Origin of the sequence: Streptomyces sp. NPDC091289 (genome assembly GCF_044757365.1) — a bacterium.
In the GTDB taxonomy this organism is placed as follows: domain Bacteria; phylum Actinomycetota; class Actinomycetes; order Streptomycetales; family Streptomycetaceae; genus Streptomyces.
Window position 1 is genome coordinate 55419 of record NZ_JBIVUT010000001.1, and the last position, 16221, is coordinate 71639.

A 16221-nucleotide genomic window follows, 5' to 3' on the forward strand; every position below is an offset into this window, starting at 1 on the left:
CTTGCTGCGCTGCTGGGTGGATGGAGGCGTGGGGGCTCAGGGACGGGGGGCGGGCGCGAGACGGGCGACCAAGTGCAGCCGGTCGCCGTCGGCCGTCCCGGTGGGCAGGTCGCCCTCCTGCCAGGGCGGTTCGGTGCGCGGGCCCGGCCCGTCGTGCAGGGCGAGCACCTCGAAGCCGTGGGCCGCGAGGACGTGGCGCAGCTCCTGGGGGAAGAGCAGGCGCCATGCGGAGCGCTGCTCGGCCGGCGGAGAGCCGTCGTCGGCCGTCCACACCCGCGAGCGGCGCAGCAACTGGGCGGCTCTGTCCACGGACAGGATGGTGGTGGAGCGGTAGGCGGTGCCCTGCCAGCTGAATCCGTTGACGGCCGGGGTGTCGAGGAGGTCCGTACGGCCCAGGAAGTAGGCGCCGTTGCGCATTTCGGCGACGAGCAGGCCGCCGGGCGCCAGTGACCGGCGGCAGGACGTCAGGAAGCCGTCGAGCTGGTCGTTCGTGTGGCAGTACAGCAGGGCGCTGTCCAGGCACACCACCGCGTCGAAGGCACGCTCCCCCGCGTCGAATCCGTGCAGGTCGGCCCGGATGTAGCGGGGGCCGGGGTGCTGGACGCGGGCGTACGCCAGCATCGCGTCGGACAGGTCGGCGCCGGTGACCGCCCGTCCGGAGCGGTGCAGGTGGGCGGCGTCGCGGCCGGTGCCGCAGCCGATGTCCAGGACGCGGGGGCCGGGGGCCCCGTAACGGCGGAGGCAGTCCTCCGTCCAGCGCCCGGCCGTGCGTCCGGGGTCGGGGAAGCGGGCCTCGTACAGTGCGGGGTTGTCGGTGAGGAGGTTCGTGGTGGCGGTCATGGGTGGCGTGCTCCTCATGCTGCCGCGGGTGCGGATGTGGGTGCGGGGCGGGCGGGAAGGACCCGGCGACGGTGCAGCCGGGCGACGCCGGCGGCGGAGGTGAGGCCGACGGCCAGGCAGCACGCCCACGGCAGCCACGGCGTGTCCGCGCGCTCGCCCGCGTCCATGGCCCAGCCGACGAGGGCGTTGCCGACGGCGGCGGCGATGCCGGAGACCACGTAGAAGAGGCCGAAGTAGGTGCCGGTGAGTTCGGGCCGGCCGAAGCCGGGGATCAGTTCCATCACGAACGGCTGGGCCGTCATCACGCCCAGGTGGAGCAGTACGGCACCGGCCAGGACGGGTAGGGCGCGCCAGGCTGCCTCCGCGAGTCCGGCGGGGGGCGTGCCGAGTCCGGATACGGCCATCGGCGGGACGAACGCGAGGGCCATCAGCGCGAGTCCGGCGCTGATCCAGCGCCCCCTGCTCCCCCGCCCCTTCAGTGCGCGGGTGATGCGCAGCTGGAGTCCGAGGTGGGCGAGGGTGCCGACGAGGAAGACGAGTCCGGCCGCGCCTTCCCAGCCGGTCGCCCGCCGGGCCCCGTCGGGCAGCAGCAGGTACAGCTGGTTCTCCAGGGTGAACATGCCGACCATGGCCAGGGCGAAGGCGAGGAAGCCCCGGTTGCCGGTCACCTCTCGCCAGTCGGCCAGGACGCTGTTCCCGGTCGGCGCGACGTGCCGGGCCGGGAGCACCAGGGCCTGGGCGACGGTGAGCACCGCGAAGATTCCTGCCGCGGTGAGCGCCGATGCGCGGAAGTCGACCAGCAGCAGGGCGCTGCCGAGCAGCGGCCCGATCAGCGCGCCGGTGGTGGCGAACACGTTGAACAGGGCGAACGCCTCCGCCCTGCGCTCCCCCGCCTCCAGGGTGAGATAGGCGCGTACGGCCGGGTTGAAGAGCGCCCCGGCCAGGCCACTGAGCACGGAGGCGGCGAGGAGCACGGGCAGTCCGTCGCCGAGTGCGAACAGGGCGAAGCCGACGGTGCGCAGGGCGCATCCGGTGATGATGACGCCGCGCGCTCCGAGCCGGTCGGATGCCGTTCCGCCGATGAGGAACAGCCCTTGCTGGCTGAGGTTGCGCACGCCGAGCACGATGCCGACGACGGCCGCAGACATCCCGAGGTTCTCGCCCATGTGCAGGGCGAGGTACGGGATCAGCAGGTAGAAGCCGGTGTTGACGCCCAGTTGGTTGACCAGGAGGAGCCGTATCGCGAGCGGGAAGCCGCGTATCTCGTGCCACACCTTCATGCCGGAGCCTCCTCGGCTCCGCTCCGGCGCACCCCGAGGCCCGGGCCTCGGCCGGCGCGTACCGTGCCGTCGCCGCCGCCGATGCCCGTCCATGGGTCGGCGGCGAGCAGCAGGTGACCGTCGAGGTCGACCCAGCGGGCGCGGTCGGCGAGGTGGACGGCGGGGGCGATGCCGAGGGTGCTGGCGGTCAGGCAGCCGAGCATCAGCTCGGTTCCGGTGCCGGCGATCAGTTCGGCGATGCGGAGGGCGGCTCCGACGCCGCCGCACTTGGCGAGTTTGACGTTGATTCCCTGAACGCGTCCGGCGAGGCGGCGGGCGTCCTCGAAGCCGATCGCGTCCTCGTCGGCGATGACCGGCAGCGGCGAGCGCTCCGCCAGGTGTGCCAGCGCCTCGGGGTCGCCGGGGGCCAGGGGCTGTTCGACGGCCTCGACGCCCAGCTCGGCGTAGAGCGGCAGCAGTCGCTCGGACTCCCGGACGGTCCACGCGCCGTTGGGGTCCAGCAGCAGCCGGGCGTGGGGGGCGGCGGCGCGGACGGCCCGTACGCGGGCCAGGTCCTCGGCCGGATCCGGTGCGCCGGCCTTGAGCTTCAGGATCGAGAATCCGTCCCGTACGAGGCGTCCCGCCTGGTGTACGGCGCGTTCCGGTGTGGTGATGCCGATGGTGCGGGCGGTCGCGGCGGAGGGTGGTGTTCCGTGCGGGTTCAGGAGCCGGTGGACGGGGAGGCCCGCGCGCTTGCCGACGAGGTCGAGCAGGGCCGCTTCGACGGCTGCCGTCACGGCCGGTGGGGCGGTGGTCCTCCCGGTGCCGGACCGGAGGGCCTCCAGGGCGGTCTCGGGGTCGGCGAAGCGGGCCGACCACAGGGCCTCCGCGTGCAGCAGCCGCCCGAGCGTCTCGGCGTCCAGGCCGTAGTACACGCTGGTGACGGCCTCTCCGTGACCGCGCAGTCCCTCGTGCTCGATGGTCAGCCAGACGGCTTCGCGGGCCGCCATCGTGGAGCGGGATATGCGCAGCGGCTCGGTGAGTTCGAGGCGCACAGTGCGCTGTGCCGCCTTCACGGGGTCTCTTCCGGGGGCGCGGCGACCGGATCGGTGACCGTGCCGCATCGGGCCCAGCCGGTGGCCTCCACGGCCTGGGGGTGCGGTATCTCGACGGGGCGCGTGGCGGCGGTGGCCGGGTCGATGCCGTGGGTGGCGGTGAAGTCGTCGTCGAACACGCTGCCGAGGTAGCGGTGCGGCCCGTCGGGGAAGACCGTGGCGACGACCGCGCCCGGGTGGACGCGGGCGGCCCAGGCGGCGACGAGGGCGACGGCGCCGGTGCTCCAGCCTCCGCTGACGAAGGAGGAGCGGGCCAGCCGTCGGCAGGCGTCGGCGGCCTCGGCGGGGCCGACCCAGTGGACCTCGTCGAAGGCGTCGTAGGCGACGTTGCGCGGATGGATGCTGCTGCCCAGGCCCCGCATCAACCGGGGGCGGGCAGGCTGGCCGAAGATCGTCGAGCCGGTGGCGTCCACGCCGATGAGCCGCAGGCGGGGCCAGTGGCGGCGCAGCGGGCCGATGATTCCGGCGCTGTGGCCGCCGGTTCCGACACTGCACACCAGGACGTCGAGGTGGTCAAGCCGGTCGACCAGTTCGGCGGCGAGGGAGGCGTAACCGGCGGTGTTGTCGGGGTTGTTGTACTGGTCGGGCCAGTACGCGTCCGGGAGCCGCGTCAGCAGTTCGCGCAGCCGGGCCAGCCGGGCGGCCTGCCAGCCGCCCTCGGCCGCCGGACGGTCGACGAGCTCCAGGCGGACCCCGTGGGCGCGCAGCAGTCGCCGCATCGAGGGCTCCAGCTCGATGTCGCCGACGAGCACGACCGGGTGGCCGAGGGCCTGTCCGGCGAAGGCCAGTCCGATGCCGAGCGTCCCGGAGGTGGACTCCACCACGGGTGCGCCCGGGCGCAGTTCGCCGCGCTTCTCGGCGCCCAGGAGCATGGAGACGGCGGCGCGTGCCTTCATGCCGCCGACGCCGAGCCCTTCGAGTTTGGCCCAGAAGCCGGGCTGCGGGCACGGCAGGTCGGCGGTGACACGGGCGAGCGGGGTGCGGCCGAGCAGGTCGAGGAGTTCGCGGTTGCCCGTGGTCCCCGCGGTCCGGTTGCCGGTGGTCGCCGCGGTTGCGAGAACTGCCGTGGTCACAGGGTGCTCCCGTAGCGGTGGATGGTCCCCGGGCCGCCGTCCAGCCAGAAGAAGGGGTACGGCTCCGCGCACACGGCGCTGACGCCGGAGCCGATCAGGCGGGGCAGGACGGCGCTGCCGGTCTGCGCGAACATCACCAGGGGTGTGCCGTGGTGCCGGGCGCGCTGCCGCAGCGGTTCGAAGCTGCCGTTGCCGAGGACCATGCCGGAGGCGAGGACCGCGTCGCAGCGCTCCAGCTCCGCCAGGGCGTCGGTGCGTACGGGCTCGCCCCATTCGGTCGTGCCGCCCTTGAGGTCGCAGGGGATGTACGCGAGGCCGCGCGACCGCAGGGCCTCCAGCAGCGAGTTGACGACGCCGACCACGAGCACGGTGGCTCCGGGCGCGGCGTCGATCAGCTCGACCACGGCCCCGGCCCGCGCCCGGGACTTCTCCAGGGACGTACCGGCGGGCAGTCGGCAGGGGTGTGCGCCGTGGGCGGGGGTGTGCGGCAGCGTGTGCATGAGGTAGGCGTCGAGGGCGGCGACGCGGACCGGGGTCAGCTCGTGAGCCAGCAGGCCGGCGATGTCCGCGCCGACGCAGTCCTCGACGGCGCCGTCGGGCAGCTCTCCGGGCTCGACGGCGCAGGAGCCCACGGCTTCGGCGAGGCGCAGGCTGAGCACTTCGTTGCGGTAGCCGGAACCGCGGCCCTCGTGCCGGACCGCCTGCCGGGTGGTGAAGGCCACCGAGATCCGCAGGGTGCGTGGGTCGGGGCCGAGGTGACCGGCCAGGACGCGCTCCTCGAGGTCGTCGTACGAGGTGGCGAGCGGGCCGGCGGCGGTGACGGCGGTCATCGGGTCACCACCCGGGGGCGGAGCTGCGTGAGGAGGGCTTCGACGCTCGCGCGGGCGCCCGGGCCCCGGGCGTCGCCGGCCATCACATGGCCGAGGTATTCGTTGTTGCTGCCGGCTGCCGTGACGGCCTTGCCGGGGTCGGCGAGCTGGAGTTCGAGCAGGCCCCCCGCCGCGCGGACCGCGTCCGCGCCGTCGACGGTCTCCAGGACTCCGTCCCGGTCCGGCACCAGGAAGCCGATGGCCGCGCTGGTCAGTCCGGTGGCGCGGCGGCGCAGGTCCGGCTCGCGGCCGAGGGCCACGTCCACGCAGGCGGCGGCGAGGTCGATGCCGCTCACGTGCCGGACGAGCTCGGTGATGCGGTTGCCGGCCGGCCTGGGGTTGACCTCGACCAGGCGTGGTCCGTCGGACGTCAGTTTGATCTCGGTGTGGGCGACGACCTCGTCCAGGCCGAGTGCCTCGAGTGCCCGGCGCGCGGTCTCCTCCGCGGCCGCGGTGTCCGCGGCGTCCAGGGCGGCCGGGAACATGTGTCCGGTCTCGATGAACGCGGGTGCGCCGCCGACGCTCTTGTCGGTGACGCCGATGATGTGCACGGCCCCGTCGAACGACACGGTCTCGACGCTCACCTCCGGTCCGTCGAGGAGCTCTTCGATCAGCACCACGGGGGCACGGCGCTGCCCGCGCGCGTTGACGGGGAAGGCGGCGAGCGCGCGGTAGGCGTGCGCCAGCGCGGCCTCGTCGTCGACCCGGCGGACGAACATCCCGGCGCAGAGATCCACGGGCTTGAGCACCAGCGGGTAGCCGATGTCGCGGGCTTCGGCGGCGGTTTCGGCCCAGTCCGCGCACACCGCGAAGCGCGGTCCCGGCACGCCCGCCCCGGCCAGGACTCGGCGGGTCGTGTCCTTGCGGCACGCGTTCCCGACCGCCTCGGGGGTGGGGCCGGGCAGCCCCAGCAGCCCGGCGATCCGGGCGGCCGTCGGGAGGTAGTAGTCGCACGAGGTGATCACGCCGTCGAAGCGCAGCGCCTGGTGGGCCTGCTCGACGAAGGGCAGCAGCGCGTCGGTGTCGTTGGTCTCCGCGGTGAGCACATGGCGGGCCGCGAGGAGCGGGTGTGCGGTGCCCTCGGGGGCGGTACGCAGGTAGTGGTGCAGGTCACGGGTCAGGAAGGTGAACTCGTGACCGGCCTCGCGCACGGCCCGTGGCAGCAGTCTGCTCATGGATCCGACCCAGCTCTCGACCATCAGCAGATGAGCCACGTTCTCCCCTTACACACAGCGCGGTTGAGGCATCTCGTGGTCAGGGCGACCGTGTCGTCGCTTGACCAAGCAGGACACTATCGATAATCGTTTTCATTGTCACCTAGCGAAGTGGGGTTCTCGCCCCGCACCGCTCCGGATGCCGGAAGCCGACGCCGTCCCTCCGCACAACCGCGGTCGTTCACAGGAGAGCCCATGCACCACCCCCCGCACCCGTACACCGTGCGCCCCGCCACCTCGGCCGACGCCGAGGGCGCCCGCCGGGTCATGCTCGACACCTTCTACCGGGACTTCGGCTACGGCTACGTGCCCGCGTGGCACCAGGACGTCATCGACCTCGAGAGCACCTATCTGGACGACCCGCGCCATGTGTTGATGGTCGCCCTGCACGACGGGGAGGTCGTCGCCACGACGGGCGTCCGGTCGGCGGGGCCGACCCATCCGCCGCACCCCCGTTGGCTCGCCGAGCGCTATCCGTCGGGCACCACCGCACAGCTCGTCCGGGTCTATGTCCACCCGGATCACCGGCGGCACGGGCTGGCTCGCACCCTCGTGGACCGGGCCTGCGCCTTCGCCGCCCGGACGCCCGGCTACGACTGCGTCTACCTGCACACCAACGTCGACGTCGCGGGCGCCGAGGCGTTCTGGCGCAGCATGGCGAAGGAGATCTTCGACGCCCGCACGACCGGGGAGCACGGGCCCGGTGTGGCCACCGTGCATTTCGAGATTCCGCTGCCGTAGCGCGGGACGGCGAAGCCCCGGCCCTCCGCGGACACGGAGGGCCGGGGCTCATGGGGCGCTGTGTGTCAGCCGCGCAGTGCCGAGGCGAAGATGCCCGACAGCTTCGCCGGGGACGGGGCCGTGGTGTAGTCGGTGAGGCGCTTCATCGTCGTACGGCCGGTGCGGTTGGTGACGTAGTACGGCGGGCGCGGGGACAGCGAGGGGGACCCGGTGAGCAGACCGCGCGGGAACGGCGCGAACGGCGCCCGCAGTACCGTCTTCTCGATGTTCTCCAGCATGAAGGCGTTGTGCACGAACCCGACGCCGCTGCCGATCTCCTGGCGGGTGTGGCCGGGGAAGGCGCCCCACGGTGTGTAGCCGAGCAGGAAGCCGAACGCCGACCAGCAGTTGACGCCGAGCGTGCCGTAGCGCAGCGCGGTGACGGCCTCCTCGACGGCGGCGCGGTGGGTACGTTCGGTCCTCGGGTGGACGAGCAGGGTGGCGCCGAGGGTGCCGGGCAGCCTGTCGTTGGCGAACTCCGTGGCGGCCCGCAGGAATCCGGGCGCGTCGGTGCCGGGCAGCCGGACCACGCCGAGGGCGCCGGCGAACACCTCGTCGGTGAGCATGACATCGTCCATGCCCTCGATCTCGGGCACGAGGACACGACAGGACCCGTCGTCGCCGAACGTCTCGGCCCCCGGGTGGTTCGCGAGGACCTTGCCCGTACGGTCGGCGGCGCCCGGGTAGTAGCCGGTGCGGGGCGGCAGGGCGCGCAGCACCCCGCGGATCTCGTCGAGCAGCCGCTCGGTGCCGTCCCAGTCGCCGGGTACGACCAGGATCTGTGTGGCGACGCAGTTGTGTCCGGAGTTGTTCAGCTTGCTGGTGACGATGTGCTCGGCCTGGAAGCGGAAGTCCGCCGCGCTCCAGGGGCCGGGGGTCACGATGCAGGGGCTGACCCCGCCCAGTTCGCTGGTGAACGGCTTGTCGTTGAGCGGGGTGTTGTCGCGGCGGCGTTTCGCGGCCTGCTCGTCGGTGCCCCACACGATGGCGTCGTGCGTGCGTTCGCTGCCGGTGACGTGGATGGAGTCGATGCCGTCGTGGCCGGTGAGGTAGGCGCCCTCGGCGGCGCCGCCGTCGACGAAGCGGACCCAGCCGTTCTCCACGAACTCCGCGAACACCCGCTCGAAGTGCGGGCGCAGATAGGCGTTGACGGGGTTCATCTTGGCCAGGACGACCTCGCCCTCCGCGTACAGCTTGTGGAGGATGTCGAGCGGGGTGATCGCGGCGACGTTGCCCGCGCCGAGGACCAGCGAGACGCCGGGCCCACCGGGCCGGCCCCGGTACTCCCCCGCCGCGCGCGCTGGCACCTGCTCGCGGGTGGTGCCGGGCAGGGTCCACACCTGTGCGGTGAAGCCGTTGAGGAGCAGGCGGTCGGAGAGGGTGGCGGGGAAGACGTCGACGACGGTGCGGTCCGCCCGGCTGTGGACGGCCCCAGGGGCCACCGGGGGGTGTCCGGCGGCCACGCGACGCAGGACGTGCAACTGGGCGCGGACCGCCTGGGCCAGGGCCCAGGGTGCCGTGGTCCAGTCCTCGGCGGCCCATGCGGAGGCCTCGGTGTAGCCCTTGGCGCGGGCCGCGTCGGCGACCATGGGTTCGGCGGCCTCGGCTATCCGGGGCAGGGTGCGCTCCAGGAGGGCGATCCGCTCGGGCAGGGGGGTCTTGGTCCAGGCCCCGGCGTTCTCGCGCAGTGCGCGTACGGCCCGGTCCAGCGGAACGGTGTCGGCTGCTGCGGTGGTGCTCACGGTCACTCCTCGGGCTCTGCGGGTGAGGGGAAGTAAGTCGTCGGATGCGCGCCGGTCGTCCCGGAGTCGCTCCGGTTGTCGTGGGGCGGTGCCCCGGCACGGGCACTGCGGGCCGGGCGTCGGTCAGCGGTGGAGCCGGGCTCTGTCACGCTCCGGGTCGATCAGGGCGAACGCGACGGCGGAGCCGATCGCGATCAGCGCGCCGGACAGCAGCACGGCGTGCTCGTAGCCGGCGTCGCCCTGGGAGTCGACGAGCGCTCCGACGACCGCGGGCGCGAGCAGCCCGGCCACGGTGACCAGGGCGTTCATCAGGCCGAGCGCGCCGCCGCTGCGGGAGGGCGGGGCGAGTTCCGCGACGGTCGTCGCGGCCACGGTGGCGTAGGAGCCGCCGAAGCCGAACCCGCAGGCGATCAGCACCGTCCGGGCCACGACCGAGTCCGTCAGCGGCACCGCCAGACAGCAGATGGCGCCGACCGCGAGCAGCCCGCCGCCGACCCATCCGCGGGCCCGTCGGCTGCTGACGCCCCGGCGCATCAGCCGGCCCGTCAGCCACGCCTGGCCGAACAGAACGGCGGCTCCGACCGCCCAGGGCGCGACGACGACGATGCCGGCGGTGTCGGCCGAGTAGTCCAGGGCGTTACGCAGGTAGGACGGCAGCCAGACGAGCATCAGGGCGACGACCCAGTAGCTGGTGAAGTAGGCCAGGGTGGTGCCGATCCAGGTGCGGCTGGCGAAGATCCGGCGGTACGGGACCGCCGGACCGCCGCCGTACCCCTGCGCGCCGGCTCCCTCGCCCCGGCCGCGGGGGCTGTCGGCGCCCAGCACCGCCCAGGCCAGGGCCCATACGACGCCGATGGCGGCGAGCACCCACAGGGCCGAGCGCCAGCCGTGGTTCTGGATCACCCAGGTGAGGCTCGGCGCGGAGATGATCACGCCGAGGGTGATGCCGATGGTGATCAGCGCGCCGGGCAGGTTGCGCTTCTCGTTGGGGAACCACGACAGGGTGGCCTGCTGGGCGACGGGGAAGGCGGGTCCTTCCGCCGCGCCGAGGAACACCCGCGAGGCCACGAGTACGGCGAGTCCTCCGCCGATGGCCGCCGGCACCTGTGCCACCGACCACAGCAGTGCCATGACCAGGAGCAGCATCTTGGGCGACACCCGGTCGGCGGCCATCCCCACGACGACGGCCGCGACGGAGAAGAGCAGGAAGAACGCGCTGTTGGCGAGCCCGAACTGGGTGGCGCTGAGGCCGAGGTCCGCGCGGATCTCGTCCGCGGCCAGGCCCAGGACGGACTTGTCGGCGAAGTTGATCATCATGAAGACCACCAGCAGCCCGGTCACCGTCCACGCGCGGACGCTGGTGCTGCGGGGTGCCGCGGTGGTTCCAGCCGGGTGCTGGGGCGCGGTCGGTGCCGCGGTCATGGTCGCTCCTGAGGGAAATCCGGGGAAAAGGGGGGCCTGAGGCGTGTCCGGGAGGGCGAAGGGGGGGCGGCCGGAAACGGCCCGCATCGCCGTCGGCGGGAGGTGCGGGCCGGTCGCGGATCAGGCCAGGGGGACGCCGGCGATGGCGATGCGCTCCATCACCCGGCGCTGCGGGAAGTAGTCGTTGATCGCGTAGTGCTGGACGGCGATGTTGTCCCAGACGGCGATCGAGCCGGGCTCCCAGTGGAAGCGGATCTGGTACTCCGGGATGCGCGCCTGCAGCACCAGGATGTCGAGCAGTTCACGGCTCTCGGCGTCGGAAAGCCCCTTGATGTACCGGGTGAACGGCTCGTTGACGTACAGCGTCCTGCGGCCGCTGCGCGGGTGGCGCACGACGACGGGGTGCTCGACCTGGGGCCAGTTCCGGCGGAAGGCGGCCTTCTGCTCTTCGTTCATGAGGGCGCCCCAGCTGGCCTCCCAGTCATGGACCGCGGTGAGGTTCTCGATCCGCTCCTTGAGGTCCTCGGGCAGGTTGTCGTAGGCCGCTGCCATGTCGGCCCACATCGTGTCGCCGCCCGCGGCGGGCACCTCAACGGCTCGCAGGACCGCGCCGAGTGACGGGTTCGCCATGAACGAGTGGTCGCTGTGCCAGATGTTCTTGTTACCGGCGGCCTTGGCGTCCTTGGCCAGCCGGGAGATGCCGGCGGTGCCGGTCTTCGCGAAGAACGGGTTGGGCTCCGGCGGGCCCCAGAGGGCGGACAGGGCGAGCTGGTGGTCCGGGGTGAAGCCGGTCTGCCCCCGGAAGAAGATCACCTTCCACTCCAGCAGGGCCTGGCGCAGCTCGTCGGCGAGGGCGTCGGAGATCGGCCGGGTCAGGTCGACGCCGCCGAGTACGGCACCGAAGTGCGGCGTGAGCGGATCGACCTGGATCAGCCGGTAGTCGGGCCGCTCCGCCCCGGGGGCGAGGCGGTCGAGAACACGGCTCCCGTAGTGCATGAGGGGCTTGTCCAGGATCGGCTCGGGCTTCTCGACGGAGTTGGTCGCGAGGTCGTGCATGGGGGTTCCTCCCAGCCACAGGCGTTAATTACGTAACTCGCAGTATCGATATTGACCGACGCTGGGACAAGGGGTCGGAGCGCGTCGATTTCCTGGATGTTCCGCGACCTGCCGCGCCGCCTCGGGCGCATGCCGAAAGGCGCGCCGAGCAGGGGTTTCCGCTCGGCGCGCCGACGTTATGACGTGGTGTCAGGCAGGGTTCACGGCCGCGTCGCGACCGCTCGGCCGATCAGCTCCACCACGGACTCGACCAGGGCCTCGTCCGGCATCCTCTGTTCGGCGACGAGACGGAAGAGGAGCGACGAGGCGACGAGCGTCACCGTGGCCGCCACATCGACGTCCGCGCGTACGTCACCCCGCGCGACGCCACGTTCCAGGACGTGCCGCGTCTCACGCGTGACCCGCGCCGCGTAGGCGCCGAACGCCTCACGCACCGCGCCCTCCTCCGCCGCCGCGCCGATCACGCCCGCGAGCAGCCGGTCGATGCCGGGCTGCCGGTACGCCTCCATGCGCGCCGTCAGGACGGCACGCAGTTCGGCCCGGAAGTCGCCCAGGTCCGCCACGTCGAGCGGCCCGATCCGGGACTCGGCCGCGGCGATGACCAGGTCCTGCTTGGTGGACCAACGCCGGTACACGGCAGGCTTGCTCACTCCGGCGCGCGCGGCCACGGCGTCCATGGTCAGCGCGCCCATGCCGCTCTCCGACACCAGGTCGACGACGGCGTCGAGGACGGCACGGGTGACATGCTCCTGCCGCGGCCGCCCCGGTCCCCTGCGCTCGTGCCGCGCCTGCTCATCGCCCATACCGCCGACCCTACGCGCAGCCTCGGCCGGGCCCGCGCGGGGGCGGAACAGGCGGGGGCGGAACGGACGGGGGCGGAACGGACGTGGGCTGGGCTCATCGCCCCGGCGCCTCAGGCCAGTTCGGCCCGGAGCACATGCTTGGTGATCTTTCCCGACGCGGTGCGCGGCAGCTCGTCGCGGAGCACCAGCTCACGCGGGAACTTGTAGCGGGCGATCCGCGTCCCGAGCCACTCCCGTACGTCCTCCAGGTCCAGCCGCGCTCCCCCGCGCGGCACCACGACGGCCACCACGGTCTCGCCCCACTGGTCGTGCGGCCGGCCGACGACGGCGACGTCCAGGATGTCCGGGTGGCCGCGCAGCGCCCCCTCGACCTCCTGCGAGGCGACGTTCTCACCGCCCGTGATGATCACGTCCTTCATCCGGTCCACGACGGTGACGAAGCCGTCCTCGTCGATCCGCCCGAGGTCGCCCGAGCGGTACCAGTCACCGGTGAAGACCTCCGCGGTGGCCGCTTCGTCGTCGAGGTAGCCGACCATCCGGGTGTCCGAGCGCAGCCAGATCTCGCCCGTCTCGCCGGCCTCGGCGTCAATGCCGTCGGGGCGTACGACCCGCAGGTCCACCCCGGGCATGCCACCGCGCCCGATCGCGCCGGCCTTCTCCACCTGCTCGGCCGGGGAGAGCGAGGCTCCGACGGGGCCCATCTCGCTCATCCCGTACACCTGGTGGAAGTTCTCCGATCCGTACGCCTTCATCAGATGGCGGGCGGTCTCGGCGTCCAGCGGTCCCGCGCCGTAGATCCACGCCCGGACGGAGGTCAGGTCGAAGTCGGCGAAGTCCGCGACGGCCCGCGGCGGGGCGATCAGGGCGATCGGCGCGCCGAACATGGCCGTGACCCGCTCGCGCTGGATCGTCTCCAGCATGGCGCGGGGCTCGTACTCGCGTTGCAGGACGACCGTGGCGCCCAGCAGCAGCGTGCCCAGGGCCCAGTTGTTGAGCGGGGACGCGTGCCATATCGGCATGCAGATCAGGAACCGCTCGTCGCGGCGGAGCGGGATCGCGGCGGCCGTGTACGTCGCGGTCAGCGCGATCGTCCGGTGCGTGTGGACGCAGCCCTTGGGCCTGCCGGAGGTGCCGGAGGTGTACAGGATCTGCGCGATGCCGCTGTCCGGCCCCGGCTCACCGGCCCACGGCCGGGCCCCCGCCACCAGCGCCTCGAAGGAGTCGGCGGGGAGCAGGTCCGGCGCGGTGTCCGGGTGGCTGACCAGCCAGCGCACCTCCGCCTCCGCGGCCGTCGCGCGGTCACCGATCTCCGCGTCGACGACCGCGAGACGGGCGCCGCAGTGCCGCAGCTGATGCGTGACCTCCGCGGTCTGGAGCTTGTGGTTGACCGGCACCAGCGTGGCGCCGACGTACCAGGCGCCGAACGCGGCGAACAGGAAGGCCGGGGTGTTGTACGTCATCACGGCGAGCCGGTCGCCGGGCCGCAGGCCCGCATCGCTCAGCGCGGTCGCGGCGCGACGGGCCGCGTCGGCGAACTCCTGGTAGCTCCACCGCTGTCCGCGGTAGATCACGGCCTCTTCGGGGCCGGACGAGCGGGCCACACTGTCCAGCAGAGCACTGAGGTGCATCACGTTCTCCTGACGAGCCGGGCCGGGGGAACCGGCCGTGGCGGGAAACTCTGAATGATGGTTCACTTCTTTCATGGCCTACCGCAAGACCCCAGCCGAAATTCGTCGGCTCGAAATCGCCCGTGAGCATCTCGTCGTCCGCGCCACCGAGGTCGTGGCCGATGTCGGCTGGGCGCAGGCGTCGGTGACGGCTGTCGCCGACGCGGCCGGGATCGCCGCCGGCTCCGTCTACCAGCACTTCTCGTCCAAGTCCGCGCTCGCCGTGGAGGTCTTCCGGCGTGCCGCGCAGCGCGAGGTGGACGTGCTGGGCGAGGTGCTGGAGGGCGACGGCGATCCGGCCGGGCGGCTGCGCCGGGGCGTGGAGGTGTTCGCCCGCCGCGCCCTGGAGAACCACGGCCTGGCGTACGCGCTGCTCGCGGCGCCCGCCGAGCCGGCGGTCGGCGCGGAGCGGCTCGCTTTCCGGCGCCGCTACCGGGCGCTGTTCGCGGCCGTGATCGACGAGGGGATCTCCGCCGGCCTGCTGCCCGCCCAGGACACGGAGATCACCGCCGCCGCACTCACCGGCGCCATCGGCGAGGTCCTCGTGTATCCGCTGAGCACCTCGGCCGCGCACGACACGGACCGGCTCATCGCCTCCCTGACCGCCGTCGCCCTGCGCTGCGCGGGCGCGGCCCCCTGACCCGCTCCGCGCGCCCTTCGTCCCCGTACTTCGTCTGTCCCATCCAGCTGTTCCGCCTCCCGGAGGAGATTCGATGCCCACGCCCACCGCACCACGCAGCAACCCGACCGCCGTGACGCACGAGGTGACGAACCAGCCGCCTCCGCTGACCGGTCACGACGCCGCCGACGACGCGGTCCTCCTCGAAGGGATACGCCGCGAGGGCGCCGAGTGGCACCTGGACGAACTGCACCGTTTCGGCCGCTACGTGGGCAGCGAGGAGGCGCAGCACTGGGCCGACCAGGCCAACCGCCACGAGCCGGAGCTGCGTACCCACGACCGTTTCGGCCACCGGATCGACGAGGTCGAGTTCCACCCCGCCTACCACTCCCTCATGGACGCCTCGGTGCGTGCGGGTCTCGCGGGCGCCGCCTGGGCCGACGAGCGCCCCGGGGCCCATGTCGCCCGCGCCGGCGGGTTCATGCTGGCCACGATGTTGGAGCAGGGACACCTGTGCCCGGTCTCGATGACGTACGCCGTCGTCCCGGCGCTGCGCCGCTCCCCCGACCTCGCCAAGACGTACGAGCCGCTGCTGACCAGCCGGGTGTACGAGCCCGGGCTGAGCGCCCCCGCCGCCAAGCGCGGCCTGCTGGCCGGTATGGGCATGACGGAGAAGCAGGGCGGCACCGATGTGCGGGCCAACAGCACGGCCGCCGTCGAGCAGGCCGACGGAACCTGGCGGCTGCGGGGGCACAAGTGGTTCACCAGTGCGCCGATGAACGACCTCTTTCTGGTGCTCGCCCAGTCGCCCGGCGGCCTGTCGTGCTTCCTGGTGCCGCGGGTGCTGCCGGACGGGAGCCGCAACACCTTCCGCATCCAGCGGCTCAAGGACAAGCTCGGCAACCGCTCCAACGCTTCCAGCGAGCCCGAGTTCGACGACACCGTGGCCTGGCTCGTGGGTGACGAGGGCAAGGGTGTGCGCACCATCATCGACATGGTGACGATGACCCGGCTCGACTGCGTGCTCGGTTCCGCCGCGGGTACCCGTGCCGCGCTCGCGCAGGCGGCCCACCACGCGCGCCACCGCTCGGTGTTCGGCGCGAAGCTGATCGACCAGCCCCTGATGCGCAACGTCCTGGCGGACCTGTCCCTGGAGTCCGAGGCCGCCACGACCCTGGCCCTGCGTCTGGCGGGGGCCGCCGACCGCGCGCACCGGGGCGACGGCCAGGAGCGCGCCTTCCTGCGGCTGGCCACGGCCATCGGCAAGTACTGGGTGTGCAAGCGGCAGCCCGTCGCGGTCGCGGAGGCCCTGGAGTGCCTCGGCGGCAACGGTTACGACGAGGCGTCCGGCATGCCGCGGCTGTACCGCGAGGCCCCGCTCAACGGCATCTGGGAGGGCTCCGGCAACGTCAACGCCCTCGACATGCTGCGGGCGTTGACGCGTGAACCCGAGTCCCTGGCGGCCTTCCACACCGAGATCGAGGCGGCGGCCGGTGCGGACGCGCGCCTCGATGCGGCCTGGCGGGAGCTGCGGGCCGAGCTGGCCCGCCCGGAGGACGCCCAGCTCCGGGCCCGCCGGGTCGTCGAGCGGGCCGCGCTCGTGCTGCAGGGCTCCCTCCTGGTGCGGCACGCACCGGGGGCGGTGGCCGACGCGTTCTGCGCGTCCCGGCTGGCCGGGGACCGGGGGCTGGCCTTCGGCACCCTCCCCGCGGGCACGGACTTCGCGGCCCTGCTGGGGCGGCTGCCCGCCTGACCGTTCCGC

Annotated in this window: 14 protein-coding genes; 3 read left to right on the plus strand and 11 right to left on the minus strand. The window is 73.0% G+C overall.

Annotated elements, in window-relative coordinates; all coding sequences use genetic code 11:
* Window positions 1–36: 36 nt before the first annotated feature.
* The 6 genes from ACIQPT_RS00270 to ACIQPT_RS00295 all read right to left on the minus strand — a co-directional run bounded on the left by ACIQPT_RS00270 (window position 37) and on the right by ACIQPT_RS00295 (window position 6370).
* On the minus strand, window positions 37–840 hold the full coding sequence (locus ACIQPT_RS00270; RefSeq protein ID WP_401150732.1) for a class I SAM-dependent methyltransferase: 804 nt from the start codon (window positions 838–840) through the stop codon (window positions 37–39).
* 14 nt (window positions 841–854) lie between these two features.
* Window positions 855–2120, minus strand: a complete 1266-nt coding sequence (locus tag ACIQPT_RS00275; protein ID WP_401150734.1) for an MFS transporter — start codon at window positions 2118–2120, stop codon at window positions 855–857.
* Window positions 2117–3175 carry a dipeptide epimerase gene (locus tag ACIQPT_RS00280; protein ID WP_401150736.1) on the minus strand — a complete coding sequence of 353 codons (1059 nt, stop codon included), beginning with the start codon at window positions 3173–3175 and terminating at the stop codon, window positions 2117–2119. The genes ACIQPT_RS00275 and ACIQPT_RS00280 overlap by 4 nt, the downstream gene beginning before the upstream one ends.
* A complete protein-coding gene (locus ACIQPT_RS00285; RefSeq protein ID WP_401151564.1) occupies window positions 3172–4206 on the minus strand; it encodes a PLP-dependent cysteine synthase family protein in 1035 nt (344 codons plus the stop codon). Before ACIQPT_RS00285 ends, ACIQPT_RS00280 begins: the two co-directional genes overlap by 4 nt.
* A gap of 77 nt (window positions 4207–4283) precedes the next feature.
* On the minus strand, window positions 4284–5117 hold the full coding sequence (locus tag ACIQPT_RS00290) for a Rossmann-like domain-containing protein (protein WP_401150738.1): 834 nt from the start codon (window positions 5115–5117) through the stop codon (window positions 4284–4286).
* Entirely contained in the window at window positions 5114–6370 is a 1257-nt protein-coding gene (locus tag ACIQPT_RS00295) for an ATP-grasp domain-containing protein (RefSeq protein WP_401150740.1), read from the minus strand. The genes ACIQPT_RS00290 and ACIQPT_RS00295 overlap by 4 nt, the downstream gene beginning before the upstream one ends.
* A gap of 195 nt (window positions 6371–6565) precedes the next feature.
* Here ACIQPT_RS00295 and ACIQPT_RS00300 point away from each other — a divergent pair, with 195 nt between their 5' ends.
* The gene (locus tag ACIQPT_RS00300; protein WP_401150743.1) at window positions 6566–7111 is read left to right on the plus strand and encodes a GNAT family N-acetyltransferase; all 546 of its coding nucleotides are present in this window, start codon (window positions 6566–6568) and stop codon (window positions 7109–7111) included.
* Window positions 7112–7176: 65 nt separating this feature from the next.
* On the opposite strand, the gene ACIQPT_RS00305 is transcribed toward ACIQPT_RS00300, so the two are convergent.
* From ACIQPT_RS00305 to ACIQPT_RS00325, 5 genes are all read right to left on the minus strand, one after another.
* A complete protein-coding gene (locus ACIQPT_RS00305) occupies window positions 7177–8892 on the minus strand; it encodes an aldehyde dehydrogenase family protein (protein ID WP_401150745.1) in 1716 nt (571 codons plus the stop codon).
* A gap of 123 nt (window positions 8893–9015) precedes the next feature.
* Window positions 9016–10314, minus strand: a complete 1299-nt coding sequence (locus ACIQPT_RS00310; RefSeq protein ID WP_401150748.1) for an MFS transporter — start codon at window positions 10312–10314, stop codon at window positions 9016–9018.
* A 120-nt stretch (window positions 10315–10434) separates the two neighbouring features.
* A complete protein-coding gene (locus ACIQPT_RS00315; protein WP_401150750.1) occupies window positions 10435–11370 on the minus strand; it encodes a TauD/TfdA dioxygenase family protein in 936 nt (311 codons plus the stop codon).
* Window positions 11371–11570: 200 nt separating this feature from the next.
* Window positions 11571–12173, minus strand: coding sequence for a TetR/AcrR family transcriptional regulator (locus tag ACIQPT_RS00320; protein WP_401150753.1), 603 nt, complete (start codon window positions 12171–12173; stop codon window positions 11571–11573).
* Window positions 12174–12283: 110 nt separating this feature from the next.
* Entirely contained in the window at window positions 12284–13801 is a 1518-nt protein-coding gene (locus ACIQPT_RS00325) for a class I adenylate-forming enzyme family protein (protein ID WP_401150756.1), read from the minus strand.
* Between the two features lie 73 nt (window positions 13802–13874).
* Between ACIQPT_RS00325 and ACIQPT_RS00330 the strand changes: the two genes are divergently transcribed.
* Window positions 13875–14480 carry a TetR/AcrR family transcriptional regulator gene (locus tag ACIQPT_RS00330; RefSeq protein WP_401150759.1) on the plus strand — a complete coding sequence of 202 codons (606 nt, stop codon included), beginning with the start codon at window positions 13875–13877 and terminating at the stop codon, window positions 14478–14480.
* A 73-nt stretch (window positions 14481–14553) separates the two neighbouring features.
* On the plus strand, window positions 14554–16212 hold the full coding sequence (locus ACIQPT_RS00335) for an acyl-CoA dehydrogenase family protein (RefSeq protein ID WP_401150762.1): 1659 nt from the start codon (window positions 14554–14556) through the stop codon (window positions 16210–16212).
* Window positions 16213–16221 lie beyond the last annotated feature (9 nt).

Bases quoted from the DNA above. Each gene is read 5' to 3' on its own strand.
- ACIQPT_RS00270 (WP_401150732.1), bottom strand. From the start codon at position 840: ATGACCGCCACCACGAACCTCCTCACCGACAACCCCGCACTGTACGAG.
- ACIQPT_RS00275 (WP_401150734.1), bottom strand. From the start codon at position 2,120: ATGAAGGTGTGGCACGAGATACGCGGCTTCCCGCTCGCGATACGGCTC.
- ACIQPT_RS00290 (WP_401150738.1), bottom strand. From the start codon at position 5,117: ATGACCGCCGTCACCGCCGCCGGCCCGCTCGCCACCTCGTACGACGAC.
- ACIQPT_RS00300 (WP_401150743.1), top strand. From the start codon at position 6,566: ATGCACCACCCCCCGCACCCGTACACCGTGCGCCCCGCCACCTCGGCC.
- ACIQPT_RS00310 (WP_401150748.1), bottom strand. From the start codon at position 10,314: ATGACCGCGGCACCGACCGCGCCCCAGCACCCGGCTGGAACCACCGCG.
- ACIQPT_RS00315 (WP_401150750.1), bottom strand. From the start codon at position 11,370: ATGCACGACCTCGCGACCAACTCCGTCGAGAAGCCCGAGCCGATCCTG.
- ACIQPT_RS00320 (WP_401150753.1), bottom strand. From the start codon at position 12,173: ATGGGCGATGAGCAGGCGCGGCACGAGCGCAGGGGACCGGGGCGGCCG.
- ACIQPT_RS00325 (WP_401150756.1), bottom strand. From the start codon at position 13,801: ATGCACCTCAGTGCTCTGCTGGACAGTGTGGCCCGCTCGTCCGGCCCC.
- ACIQPT_RS00330 (WP_401150759.1), top strand. From the start codon at position 13,875: ATGGCCTACCGCAAGACCCCAGCCGAAATTCGTCGGCTCGAAATCGCC.
- ACIQPT_RS00335 (WP_401150762.1), top strand. From the start codon at position 14,554: ATGCCCACGCCCACCGCACCACGCAGCAACCCGACCGCCGTGACGCAC.